The organism is Pseudomonas gessardii, from assembly GCF_001983165.1.
Lineage (GTDB): Bacteria > Pseudomonadota > Gammaproteobacteria > Pseudomonadales > Pseudomonadaceae > Aquipseudomonas > Aquipseudomonas gessardii.
Genome location: NZ_MNPU01000003.1, coordinates 73,618 through 86,201, shown reverse-complemented (window position 1 = coordinate 86,201; position 12,584 = coordinate 73,618). Strand labels below are relative to the sequence as shown.

Genomic DNA, 12,584 nt, shown 5'->3' with positions numbered 1-12,584 from the left:
CAATGAGCTTTCCCTGTGGAAGCAGGCTTGTTCCCACAGGGGGGGGTTGCTTAGGGGCTTGGAATCAGCGACCCGCTTCAGTCAGCCTTTTTACGCAAATACTTGCTCACCCGCTTGGCCGCCAACCGCCCGGCCATGCCGTTTACCCCACCGCCCGGATGAATGCCGGCACTCCCTAAATACAGTCCCGCCACCGGCAAGGTATCGCCTCCCAAACCGTACGCCGGGCGCATGGTGCTCGAGCGCATCGAGGTGGTGTCGATATGCACCACGCAGCCATTCACCGTGTTCAAGCGCGCAGTAAAATCCGGAGCAGCCTCGATATGTCGGCCAATCACCTGCCCCTCGATCCCATCGATGTAGTCATACAGCTGTTCCTGCACCTGGTCGGCCACCCGCTCACGCAGCGCGTCCCAACCTTCATTGGGATTCACCGGCATCACCGGCGGATAGATGTACAACACATCCTGCCCGGTTGGCGCTTGTGAAGGGTCGGCCGCACTGGGTGCGGCCACGGTGATATAGGGCAACTTCGGTACTTCACCACGGGCGCAGGCGGCGAAGTTTTCCAGCACGGCTTCTTCGGTGCCGATCAGCATGACGGTTTTACGCAAATCCACGCCATCGCCGCGAATGGCAGCAAAACGCGGCAAAGAAATCTGCCCACGCAGGGCAACATCCACCTTCAATGGTCCCGACCCTCTGCCGTTAGCAGGTGCCATGGCGATACGGGTCAGCAGGTGTTGAGGGATTTCACCACGGGTAACCATGTCCAACGCCGGCTTGGGGTGGCAGCCGGCAATGACCGCACGTGCGGTGAACTGACGACCATCAGCCAGTTTCACGCCTTTGATCAGACCGTCCCTGGCAACGATTTCACTGACGCTGGCCGACACCAGCACTTGCCCGCCCAGCTCTTCCAGTCGAGTCTGCATGGCATTGCTCAACTGCTGCATGCCACCCAATACCCGGCCCACGCCAAAACGATGAAGGAAACCGAGCAAGGCGTAATAGATGCCACCGCCATCGGCGCTGATATCCCCTGCCAGCCCAGTGAGTGCACACATCGCGGAAATGGTCACCGGATGCTCGAAGCGCTCACGTGCCGCCTGCAACGCGGAGCCTGTCATCAGCGCCATCAGCTCGGGTTTCAGCGCTTTGTGTTTGATGGCGGTGCCAAGCATTTTCAGCTTCACGCCGAGGTTTGTTTTGGCCGGGTCGACACGCATCATCGGCAGCGCGATATCGAGGAACATGTCGATGACTTTCATGAACTGCAGAAACGCCTCGGCATCCTTGCTGCTGAACCGGCGGATCTCGGCGGCGGTTTTCTCGCGATCGCGCCAGAAGATCAGAGATTGGCCATCCGGATGCAAGTACACATACCCCGGCGCAAGCTCTATCGATTTGAAACCGTGTCGATCAAGTCCCAGCTCCGCTGGCACATGGGAATGCACGCGCATCGACATCATGTCCAGGGCACAGGGATGAACCAGATGCTGCGGCGCTTCGGGTATCAGGTAACCCGAGGAGGCCATCCCGCCGACCTTGTCCAATGCCTCCAGAACCAGCACCTTCTTGCCTTCCAGGCCCAGGTAGCAGCCAGCCGAAAGGCCATTGGTGCCACCGCCGACGATGATCACATCAAAATCCGTAGTGCTCGCATTTTGGTTCTGGTTCATCAATTAATTCCAAGTCGAGTTCAACCACAGCGGCGCGCGGCGGCTATGGCGGCAAAGATCAGCCGCGGCGCACCGCACGGGATGCGCCGGGCAAGGGTTACATGCCGGTGCGGCCCATCTGCGCAAACAGCGCGCGCATCGCCACCAGGGAGGGGGTGTGGCTGCTGAAACCACCATCAGCGACCAGCGTGGTGCCCGTGACAAATGAGGATTCGTCACTGGCCAGGAACGCCACCACATCGGCAATCTGCCGAGGCGTGCCCAGCTCGGCAGTGCAGTGGTTGTCGCGCAGGATGTCGAGCAAGGGTTCAGGCATGGCGTGTTCCGAAGGCGCCAGGCCGATCTGCACGGCGTTGCCGCGAATGCCTTGTTTGCCGTATTGCGAGGCGACCATGCGCGGCAGCATCATCAGCCCCGCCTTGGAGGTGGCGTAGCCGGTCAGGGACATATCGCCCTGCATGCCCAGACCCGAGGTGGCGAAGATAATCGAGCCCTTGCCGTTCTCCAGCATGACCGGAATCACATGCTTGGTGCACAGCACCGCGCCACGCAGGTTGACGGCGATGGCGCGGTCCCAGGCCTGCATGTCGAGGTTGACGAAATCGCGGTCTAGCTGACGTTGCTCGGCGTTCAGGATCGCCGCGTTGTTGTGCAGAATGTCGATACGGCCGAAATGCTGTTTAACCTGAGCAACCATCGCGCGCACGGCGTCTTCCGAGGAGACGTCGGTGGCGATCGCCAAGGCTTGATGCCCCTCGGCGAGGAGTGACTGGGCCACAGCTGTGGCCCCCTCGAAATTGATATCGACCACCGCAATACTTGCACCATGCGACGCCAGCACCCGTGCGCACTCAGCGCCCAGGCCGCCACCGGAGCCGGTAATAATGGCCACTCGTCCTGCCAGTTTTCCTGTGCTCATGCTCTGTTCCTTATTGTTTTGAGTGGCGCTTTACTCGCCGGTAAATCGCGGTTCGCGCCGTTCACTGAACGCCTGGGCCGCCTCGCGGGCATCCTTGGTCGGGGCCAGCAAGGCGAACAGATCAAGCTCCAGGTCCAGGCCACGTTTGAGGTTCATGTCCAGCGCCGCCCGTGCTGCCTGTTTGACAAACGCCGACGCGGTGGGTGGTTTGACGGCGATGCGCTGAGCAAAGGCCCGTACTTCGTCCAGCAGGCTGGCGTTGTCGCTGGCCAGGCGGCTGACCAGACCAATGCGCTGCGCTTGTTCGGCGCCCACCCGGTCACCGGTGAGCAACATGTCCAATGCCTGACCCGGCGCCACCACTCGGGACAGTCGTTGCGTACCGCCGCCGCCGGGAATCAGCCCCAGGCCGGTTTCCGGCAGGGCGAACACGGCATCGGGCGCGGCGAAGCGGATGTCACACGCCAGCACCAGTTCCAACCCACCGCCCATGCAATAACCATGAATGGCAGCGATCACCGGTTTGCTGATGCCATCCAGCGCTTCGATCCAGCGCACCTGTTCCATGCGCTGCCGCACTTGCAGGCTCGATTCCGGGCCACGACGCTCCTTGATATCAGCACCCGCACAAAAGCCTCGCTCACCTTCCCCGCGAATCACGATCACGCGAATGTCCGGGTCTTGCTGCAACAGCGCCAGTGCTTGCGGCACGCCCTGACGAATATCGTCGTTGATGGCGTTGATCTGCCGGGGCCGGGTCAGTACCACCCAACCCACCATGGCATCACGCTCAAGGCGCACCGCATCGTTGATCAAAACGGGAGACTGCGGTTCTTGCGCTGTGCTCATACAGGGCACTCCTCGAACTCGAAGACCTGGCCATTGAGTTCTTGTGGGTCGATCTTGATCAACGCACGGCCGCCGACGGCCTCGGAGGATTCGATCCACTGGAACCGCGTGCCGCGTGACCGCAGATCCTCGGCCTTGGCAGCCAGATCGTTGACACCGATGCGGATGTAGTACGGACCCGGCCCCCAGTTATTGACGTAGTGGCCGGCGTCGGTGTTCCAGTAGGTCGCCTCGAGGACATCGAGGGTGGCACTGTTCGGCACGGTGAAACCCATACGCGCACGGCGGTAACCTTCGCTGCCGATGCTCTCGACCGGCCCGCTCGGTTCCCAATCGAGGTTGGTCGAGACCTTACGCAGGGTTTCATCGAGGTCGCGTACCAGGAAGCCACGGGCGGTGACGCGGACCATGTCGCCGGGCTTGAGATCACGCGGCTGCATCGGTGGCAACTGATACGTTTCCGGCGGCATCTGCAAAGGCTCGGTCGGCATGATCTCAATGCACAAACCGCCATCCACCGTGGGCTGGTAATACGGTTGCTCGGGAGTGGCACCCAGCCATAAGCGGTCGAAGGGCATTTCCGGGGTGCGCTGCGCCATGCGGAAAGGCAAGCGACGACGCATCAGTTTGTCTACCAGCGCGTCGAACTTGTCCCCGTGCAGGGCCAGCACGATGGAGTGCGTGATCATCGGCCGATGATGCCCCTGGAAATCCTTCAGGCTTTCCAGAAAGTCATGGAACAACGGATCACCGGGGTTCGGCCGATCCAGGTGCCACTGCGGTTCGATGCGCGTAGGCGACACCGCGAGGGATTTGTGTACCCGCAGGAAATGCGCAATATACGGGTGATTATCGAACGCCTGGCGCCAGCGTTCGTGTTTGTAGATGCCGAGCTTGTCGACCAACATTTCCGTCATGCCGTCCGGGTCCGGAACCATCATGTCGGCACTCATCAATAACTCGAACATTGTTCTCTCCTTGCAGTTGCCAGCCAGGTCTGTGCCCGGCTATTAGTCAGCGGACACGCCGGGGTAAGGCGAGCTCGGTCAATTGGGGTGCAGGTGCGCTGGCCGCGGGTTTGCGCGGTTCCTGTTGGGCGCGCGCGTCCTCCAGATCGAGGGTCACGCCGGCCTTGGAGTTGCCTTTCGGGTTGAGCAGGTAATGCGAGAGGGCCGGGATCAGCACCAGCGCACCGAGCATGTTCCACAGGAACATGAAGGTCAGCAGAATGCCCATGTCCGCCTGGAACTTGATCGGCGACCAGGCCCAGGTAATCACCCCGGCGGCCATGGTCAGGCCAACGAGCGCCACGACCCGACCGGTGAAATCCAGCGAGCGGCGATACGCAACCGCCAGGCTTCCACCGCGTTCCTGCACCGCCAGTTGCACACTGAGCAGATACAGCGCGTAGTCCACGCCGACACCGACACCCACGGCGATTACCGGCAAGGTGGCTACTTTCAGGCCGATCCCCAACCAGACCATCAGCGCCTTGCAGATGATCGTAGTCATCAGCAAAGGAATCAGCGCCACCAGGGTTGCGCGCCAACTGCGGAAGGTCAGCAGGCAGAGCAAGGCCGTAGCGCCATACACGGCCAGGTACATGGTGATGATGCCCTTCTCTACCTCAATGTTAGTGGCGGCCTCGATCCCGGCATTACCCGCAGCCAGGAGGAATTCCACAGGCTGCTCGGCGCCAGCGGGTGTGTTGTTTTCCTTGGCGAACTCTTCAGAAACTTTCAACACCCGGCTCAGTGTGTCGGCTTTGTGATCAGCCAGGTAGGCGATCAATGGAGTGACCGAGCACTGCTGGTTGGTGATGCCCGGTGCAGAAATCATCGCGGCATCCACCGCCGAGTTGGTGATCGCCTGGTCGCGGCTGATGCTCAACCATTTCGGGCTGCCTTCAGCCATGCCGGAGCTGATCATGCGCACGGTTTCGGCCAGCGACTGGGTGGTTTGTACACCAGGCGTCTGGCGCAGGCGCCAGGCCAGTTTGTCCATGCTTTGCAGCGACTGGTACAGACGGCAGCTGTCTTCGTTGGTCTTCATGATGACCACGAACTGGTCACTGGAAAGTCCGTAGTGGCTGGTGATGTAGGCGTTATCGCGGTTATAGCGCGAATCCGCACGCAACTCCGGTGCACCGGGATCCAGATCACCGACCTTGAGGTGCATCATCACCACGCTGCCAATCAGCGTCACCACCAGCGATACGGCAATCACCGCCGTGGCCATCGGCCGTTCGGTGAAGCGATCCAGGCCGCTCCACAGACGCCCGAGAAAACCGCGGTTTTCTGCGCCGGCCTGATCTTTGGCGATGGCGATACGCGCGGCTTTCTTACTGACGCCCAGGTACGACAACGCCACCGGAATCAGCAGCAACTTGGTGAAAATCAGCACGGCGACACCAATGCTGGTGGTCAGTGCCAGGTCGCGAATCACCGGAATATCAATGATCACCAGCACGGCAAAACCAACGATATTGGTCAGGAGCGCAGTCAAGCCAGTGAGAAACAAGCGGCGGAAGGTATAGCGCGCAGCAATGTATTTATGGGTGCCACGGCCAATGTCCTGAAGAATGCCGTTCATTTTTTGCGTGCCGTGGGAGATCCCGATGGCAAAAATCAGGAACGGCACCAGGATGGAGTAAGGGTCCAGTTCGTAGCCGAGGAGTTGCATCAAACCCAGCAACCACACCACCCCCGCCACTGCCACGCTCACCAGCAGCAAGGTACTGCGCAGGCAGCGTGTATAGAAATAGACGAACAACCCGGCGATCAGTACCGATGCGCCAAAGAACAGCATGACCGAATACAGGCCGTCGATCAGGTCGCCCACCAGCTTGCTGAAACCCACAATGTGGATGCCCACTTTGTCACTTTCCAGCGAGCGAATCTGCGCTTCCAGTTGCTTGGAAAAATCACCGTAATCCAGGGGTTGTCCGGTCTGCGGATTGGTATCGAGCAGCGGCGCGACAATCATGCTCGACCGGCCGTCGTTCGCCACCAGGTTGCCAATGATCCCGGAACGCATAATGTTGCGGCGCAAGGCCGTGATCGATTTGTCACTGCCGTCGTAATCCGATGGCATGACCGCACCGCCATCAATGCCCTCCTCCGTCACTTCTTTCCAGCGAACGATGGGCATCCACAGCGATTTCATCCAGGAGCGGTCGATGCCTGGAATCAGGTACAGGGTGTCGTTGACCTTTTGCAGCGCCAGCAGATAGTCGGCGTCGTAGATATCACCGGATTTGTTTTCCACCACGACGCGAATGCTGTTGCCCAGGCCTGGCAACTGGTTTTTATACGCCAGGTAATTCTTGATGTAAGGGCTGGAGCTGGGAATCATTTTTTCGAAGCTGGCATTGACTTGCAGCCGTGTAGCGAAGAAGCCCAGCACCACAGTGGCGAGCAAGCAGGCAACGACGACCACCATGCGATGACGGAATATGACCCGTTCAAACCAGCCACCGGAGTTTTTGTCAAAGTCCTCCAGGTTGGCAATCACTGGCATCCCGCTGTTGAATTTTTGCTCGACCATTTTTTCTTTCTCGTAGGGGAATCGTGCCGGGGGCTTTAGTTGGCCTGGGCGATATCGATGACCTTGGCGCCGCTGAAGCGCGTGACAAGCAGGCTCCCAGCCTGTTTGGTGGCACTGGCTGCATACACCTCGCCTACCCGCGCATCTGCCAGCGGGGTGACCTGCAAACTCTGCCGGTCAACGCTGACCAGTTGCCCACCCTGGCTCACGACGATCAAGGCATCACCCTGCTCGACAATGCTGACCAGGCTGCTATTGAGATTGGTTGCCACAGGCTGCCATTGCTGGCCGTCATCACGGCTGGCAAACAGGTTGCCGCGCAGCCCGTACGCCAGCAGCAGACCGTCGAAGGCGCGGACGCCGAAGTAAGTGCCGGTGTAGGGCGTATCGATTTTCACGAAACGTTGTTGCGGACCATCCAGACGCAGCAGCAAACCCTGCTCCCCGCCGATGTAAAAAGTGCCCGCTTGTTCCGCCAGTCCATACAGGTGCATGCGCCGATCGTTATCACTGCGCTCGGTCCACGGCTGCCAGTTCTGGCCGTCATCCGTGCTGTGCAACAACATGCCGAAGGCACCCACGGCAAATCCGTTGCCGTGCTCATCGAACATCACATCGAGAAAGGGTGCGGCCAACACGTCCGGCGTCGCCGAGGTACTGGCGGCCATAGCCACTTCCTTAAGCATCTGGGCTGCGGCTTCATCACCTTGTTCGGCCCGTGGGCCGTAGTAAGCGTTGAGCAAGGTCAACAAGCGGCGCCCGTCGAGCTGCACTTGCCAGCTTTGACCGCCATCGGTGGTGTGCATGACCACCGCATCGTGACCGACGATCCAGCCATGACGCTCGTCGCGAAACCGCACTTGCACAAGATCGCTGGACACCGGGCTATCGACCTGTTGCCAGGTGCGGCCCTCATCGATGGAGCGCTGGATCAACCCGTGCAGGCCGACGCCAATCATCGCGTCGCCCGCTGTGGCGACCGACAGCAAGGGTGCGGGCAGGTGTTCATCGATCCGCTGCGCCGGCACGTCGAGCGAATCGGCCGACAACGCGACGGCGCTGTAGGCAGGCGTCGTCAGCAATGAGCTCGCGCCGACCGCAAACGCGACTGCCAGGAGCAGACGCGAAGTGCAGAGAAGAAAAGAAGCAGGGCAAGGGCTAGTCATTATTTTTATTCCTTAACCATCCCGCGTGGCAAACACACCTGTTCTGCCTGCCCGGCTTGATGCGCAAACCGGCAGGCAGGACAGGCGAAATCACATCAGCGCTGGGTGACCCGAGCCACAATGGCTTCAGGATTCATGTCACGCTCGGAGAGTGGTTTGTCGATGAACTTGTAGCCGCCCTTCAAACCATCGTTGAGCAACGCGTACATGCCTTTGTTGAAGTCATACACGACGTTTTTCACGTTATAGGGAATGTTTTTGTCGTAGAGCTGGACGCCGCTGAGGAAGATCGAGCGATACAACGCGCCGCTCTTGTCCCAGGCGTCATACAGGCCGACGCCGAAAGTATCTTCATCCAGGTAGTAGGTGCGTTTGCTGTAGACGTGGCGCATACCCGGCTTCAACGTGGCTTCCACGACCCACACCCGATGCAGCTCCCAACGCTCGTTCGCCGGGTTGGCGTGGTGCGGCATGAACTGGTCTTCCTGCTTGCCGACGCCGAAGTAGAATTTGTAGGCGTTGTACGGGATGTACATTTCCTTGCGACCGACCAGCTTGTAGTCAAAGCGGTCCTGGCTCCCGGAAAACATTTGCAGTTCGTCGAACAGCGTCACGCCACCCTGGCTGGCAACGGGTGTATCAAAGGCAAATTCCGGTGCGAGTTTTACCCGGCGCTGGCCTGGGGAATAACTGAACGAACGACGGGCCTTCGCCAATGGATCGAGGAAGTCAGTGAGCACCACCACTTCACCGGAGCGCCGCGCCGGATAGTCGTTGCGCGAGAACACTCGTGCGTACATCAGTGGATCGCGATCCGCCTGAGTCACCTGGTAGTACGGGGTTTCTTCGAATGTCGCCTGTTCAGCGGTCTTGGTGATCGAGCCGTTGGCGTCGACTACCCAGCTGTTGGACGAAGTCGTGGTCGAGTAGCCGGTGCCGATTTTGTAGCGCACCTGCTGGTTCCACATCACTTCATTGCCGGTCTTCGGAATCGGGAACGGCAGGCCGCCACGGCAAGATGGATCAACGGCCAGGCCATCTTTCTGGATCGCGCAGCTGCTGGCGTTTCGCACGGTGGCATCGAGTACCGCTTTGGGATAGGCAGTCGTGCGATGGCTTGGGTAAATGTCGATGTAGTAAGTCGGGTATTTCTTGATCAGGGTTTTCTGCCCCTCACTGAGCTTGTCCGCATACTTGTCGACGTTTTTGGCGTCAATGCGAAACAGTGGCTTTTCATCTTTGAACGGATCAACCCAAAACCCGCTGTCGGGCTTGAAACCCGCCGGAGCGGTGGTAAGGCCGCCCTCGTAAGCGGGGATCGTGCCATCGGCGTTACCGGCCTGAATCGCTCCGAACTGCGTCAGGCTCTTACCCAGGTCCGAGGCGTCGCCAGCAGCGGCGGCTGTGAGGCTACAGGTCGCAAAACTCATCAGGACGGCAGTTAATGCAAGTGGACGTTTCATGAACACGTTCTCCGATTCTTGTTTGATTTATCAGAAGGAGGTCTTGAAGGTAAAAGCCAGCCAGCCGCGGTCTTCACCGCCTACGTTGCCGTTACCGGCGACGGTGCCATTGGCCAGGTTCTTCGGTTGGGCCGCTGTGTCGGCATAACGCAGGCCGAACTCATACAGCTGGGCATAAGTGAGTTTGACGCCGACGGAGTAAGCCAGCGCGCCTTCGCTGCCGCCACCGGCTGTTGGTGCGTTGCCATGCAGGCCGTAGTTGACGGTGAGAGGTACATCCATGTCCCAGGAGGGGAAGATCGAGATGTATTGCGGAGTGTAGTTGACCGCGACCGCATAATAATCTTTCGAGGAGCAGCCATCCGACTCGCTGCCGGACCCGGCGATACCTGGCGTTCTGGCATTGGTACAAGCGGCTTTTCCGACACCTTTATAGAGCTCTTCGTGTTCAGTCACGCGATCCAGGTGGCTGTAGGCGAACTCACCCACTAGGGTCGCGTTGTTCGAAATGAAGTTACGCGGCACGCCGTAAACGGCGTTGGCAATAAAGTGAATGGTGTCGCCGCGCGGGCCTTCGTCGTCCAGCGCGCTGACGCCAGTGGCATTCAAGGCACCGTTCATGCGGTAGGACAGTTCAGAGCCGACCGCAACCGTGTTGAAAACCCGAGCAAAACTGACGCCTGCCAGCTTCACGCCACGCGGGTAAACAACCCGGTACGAACCCAGCGCTGCCTTGACCTGTGGGGCCAGCCAAGGCTGGTAGTCGTCGAACTGGCGATAGTAGGCGCCGAACGTCGATTCGACTTCTTCAACGTTGAGTTTGGCCATCACGCCCCAGTTTTTGCCATCGCGACCGAAGCGCGAATCCTGACGCTGCAACGTCGCTCCGTTAGGCGCTACCGGCAGTTGGTCCGGACCTTCGAACAAAGGGTCGGCCGCGCCGAAATAGGTACCCCCATAAGGAATGCGCGTGGGCTCCCATTCGTAGAAGTATTGACCGGCAACCGAAAGGTGATCAGTGACCTGGGCCTTGGCCGAGATCTGCCCCACCGGCAGAAACACTTCCTTGGTTTCGATACCCGGGCTGGTCGAGGCTTTCACGCCATCGCTGGGGGCCTGGGAGTAGGACACGGCGTGAGCGCCGAACAACAGGCTTTCACCCCAATAGTTGGTGTGACGACCGACTTTCACGTTGACCGGTGTGTCGCCGATGTTGAAGTTGCGCCAGACAAAGGCATCGAGAATCTCTCCCGACGGGCCGTTCATGTAGCGCTTCACTTCGTCGCTGTAACGATTGTTGCGATAGCTGGTGGCGTAGCCGGGAACGTTACTTTTCACATCGTGATCGTTATAGGCCTGGTCAAACCAGCCGGCACCACTGAGGCGTCCACCCCACTCGTTGAGGTAGGAAAAGTCGAGTTCGCTCAACACATCGAGACGATTTGTAACAATGTCGCCTTTATCGAACTTGCCGTCGGACTCGTCGAAGTTCGGCGTGTTCATGATGCGACTGTCCTGACTGTCAGTCCGCATGCCCAGGTTGTAGCGGACCGTGTTGTCCCAACGCAGGCGATAATCAGGGTTCGGCAGATCGAAAGAGAGCGCCATGACGCCTTGAGAGCCGCCAACCATCATCAGCGTAAGCGCACCTTGAGCCAGTACCAGCCGACTCTGCTTGGTCTTATGATTCATACACACTACCTTTTATTGTTATTTTCAGTCGCTATGTGCGTTCAAACGGTCGCTCCAGCGATATGCGCTACCCCACAATATCGTTGAATGTCTCGCCTGGACAGTCCGCTGAAGAGGTCTGGCACGCATCCAGACCCACTTTCCTCCTCAGTTGAAAGTCACCGTAACGGATCACAAAATAAAATTCCACATAAAGATTTGCATTCTCCATATAGAATTTCACACCCGTCAAGGTGAAGAATCGTTCCAGCAAAGGCGTTTCGCCGGTAAATACTGCACACAAAACAGATAAACGTTCAAATAAACTTTGACGCTTTTGTGCTTTGGGCTTTCAATAGCCCCTGCCATCCCACAGAACGCCTGGCGTTGCGCGGGTAAAACGGCAGTGAACCGCCAGAAGAAAAACAAGAGGAGCCACCATGAATATTGATTTGAGTGCCAAACGCGTGATCATCACGGGCGCTTCGCGGGGCATTGGTCTGGCCATCGCCCGGGCATTCGCAGCTGAAGGGGCGCGGGTAGCGATATGCGCCCGTAGTGCGTCAGACGTCCGGGAAGTCGGCGCGCAACTTGCGGAACACGCCCAGGCGGTGATTGCCCGGGCTGTCGACGTGACGGACAGTGAGGGGGTCAAGGCGTTTGTTGCTGAAGTTGCACACGCGTGGGGCGGGGTCGATGTGTTGGTGAACAACGCCGGTCAAGGCCGTGGCGGCAACCTCGACACCCTCACTCCGGAAGTCATCCTCGAACATGCCAACATTCTGCAGATGGGGCATTTCCGATTCGTGCAGGCGGTGGTGCCGTTCATGCGTGAACAGCGCTGGGGACGGATCATCGAAATCAACGCCTTGGCCGGGGTGATTCCGACGCCCGACGGAATTCCCTCAGTAATCAATCGCGCATCGTGCATCGCCCTCTCCCGCTCATTGGGCATGTCACTGCCCAAAGACAATATCCTGGTCAACAGCCTGAACATGGGTTGGATCGATACCGGTCAATGGGATCGTCACTACAAGGAAATGGGACCTGGCGTCAGTCGCGAGGAGTTCGACGCCATGGTGATGAAGGTGGTACCGCTCGGGCGTTATGGCAAACCTGAAGACGTTGCCGGTATGGCGCTGTTCCTGGCCAGTGAATATGCCAGCTTCATCAGCGCCGCCTCGATTGACATTGCCGGCGGCATGGGTGGGCAGATTGCCTACTTTCCAACCCTCAAACGCGATTTTGCCGCGACGATTGCGGCACGTAACGCTGCCAGCGAATAACA

The 12,584-nt window shown here is 59.1% G+C and carries 9 protein-coding genes; 1 reads left to right on the top strand and 8 read right to left on the bottom strand.

All coding sequences use genetic code 11. The features are described from left to right. Window positions 1–77: 77 nt before the first annotated feature. The 8 genes from BLL38_RS03770 to BLL38_RS03735 all read right to left on the bottom strand — a co-directional run bounded on the left by BLL38_RS03770 (window position 78) and on the right by BLL38_RS03735 (window position 11,317). A complete protein-coding gene (locus BLL38_RS03770; RefSeq protein ID WP_020300808.1) occupies window positions 78–1,682 on the bottom strand; it encodes a phytoene desaturase family protein in 1,605 nt (534 codons plus the stop codon). A 97-nt stretch (window positions 1,683–1,779) separates the two neighbouring features. Continuing rightward, window positions 1,780–2,601: an SDR family NAD(P)-dependent oxidoreductase gene (locus tag BLL38_RS03765; protein ID WP_032904481.1), complete on the bottom strand. Its 822-nt coding sequence runs from the start codon at window positions 2,599–2,601 to the stop codon at window positions 1,780–1,782. Between the two features lie 30 nt (window positions 2,602–2,631). Beyond that, complete coding sequence (locus BLL38_RS03760; RefSeq protein WP_020300810.1) at window positions 2,632–3,450, bottom strand: enoyl-CoA hydratase/isomerase family protein; 819 nt, start codon at window positions 3,448–3,450, stop codon at window positions 2,632–2,634. After that, window positions 3,447–4,418, bottom strand: coding sequence for a VOC family protein (locus tag BLL38_RS03755; protein ID WP_020300811.1), 972 nt, complete (start codon window positions 4,416–4,418; stop codon window positions 3,447–3,449). Before BLL38_RS03755 ends, BLL38_RS03760 begins: the two co-directional genes overlap by 4 nt. Window positions 4,419–4,464: 46 nt before the next feature. Then, window positions 4,465–6,996, bottom strand: a complete 2,532-nt coding sequence (locus BLL38_RS03750; protein WP_020300812.1) for an efflux RND transporter permease subunit — start codon at window positions 6,994–6,996, stop codon at window positions 4,465–4,467. A gap of 35 nt (window positions 6,997–7,031) precedes the next feature. Then, entirely contained in the window at window positions 7,032–8,162 is a 1,131-nt protein-coding gene (locus BLL38_RS03745; protein ID WP_020300813.1) for a WD40/YVTN/BNR-like repeat-containing protein, read from the bottom strand. A gap of 95 nt (window positions 8,163–8,257) precedes the next feature. Next, window positions 8,258–9,625 carry a DUF1329 domain-containing protein gene (locus tag BLL38_RS03740; RefSeq protein WP_020300814.1) on the bottom strand — a complete coding sequence of 456 codons (1,368 nt, stop codon included), beginning with the start codon at window positions 9,623–9,625 and terminating at the stop codon, window positions 8,258–8,260. A gap of 30 nt (window positions 9,626–9,655) precedes the next feature. After that, window positions 9,656–11,317, bottom strand: a complete 1,662-nt coding sequence (locus BLL38_RS03735; protein WP_020300815.1) for a DUF1302 domain-containing protein — start codon at window positions 11,315–11,317, stop codon at window positions 9,656–9,658. Window positions 11,318–11,736: 419 nt separating this feature from the next. Here BLL38_RS03735 and BLL38_RS03730 point away from each other — a divergent pair, with 419 nt between their 5' ends. Next, window positions 11,737–12,582 (top strand): SDR family oxidoreductase, encoded by an 846-nt coding sequence (locus tag BLL38_RS03730; RefSeq protein WP_020300816.1) that lies wholly within the window; start codon window positions 11,737–11,739, stop codon window positions 12,580–12,582. Window positions 12,583–12,584 lie beyond the last annotated feature (2 nt).

Excerpts from the sequence above, each read along its gene's own strand:
- BLL38_RS03755 (WP_020300811.1), bottom strand. The coding sequence starts at position 4,418 with ATGTTCGAGTTATTGATGAGTGCCGACATGATGGTTCCGGACCCGGAC.
- BLL38_RS03735 (WP_020300815.1), bottom strand. The coding sequence starts at position 11,317 with ATGAATCATAAGACCAAGCAGAGTCGGCTGGTACTGGCTCAAGGTGCG.
- BLL38_RS03770 (WP_020300808.1), bottom strand. The coding sequence starts at position 1,682 with ATGAACCAGAACCAAAATGCGAGCACTACGGATTTTGATGTGATCATC.
- BLL38_RS03750 (WP_020300812.1), bottom strand. The coding sequence starts at position 6,996 with ATGGTCGAGCAAAAATTCAACAGCGGGATGCCAGTGATTGCCAACCTG.
- BLL38_RS03730 (WP_020300816.1), top strand. The coding sequence starts at position 11,737 with ATGAATATTGATTTGAGTGCCAAACGCGTGATCATCACGGGCGCTTCG.
- BLL38_RS03765 (WP_032904481.1), bottom strand. The coding sequence starts at position 2,601 with ATGAGCACAGGAAAACTGGCAGGACGAGTGGCCATTATTACCGGCTCC.
- BLL38_RS03745 (WP_020300813.1), bottom strand. The coding sequence starts at position 8,162 with ATGACTAGCCCTTGCCCTGCTTCTTTTCTTCTCTGCACTTCGCGTCTG.
- BLL38_RS03740 (WP_020300814.1), bottom strand. The coding sequence starts at position 9,625 with ATGAAACGTCCACTTGCATTAACTGCCGTCCTGATGAGTTTTGCGACC.
- BLL38_RS03760 (WP_020300810.1), bottom strand. The coding sequence starts at position 3,450 with ATGAGCACAGCGCAAGAACCGCAGTCTCCCGTTTTGATCAACGATGCG.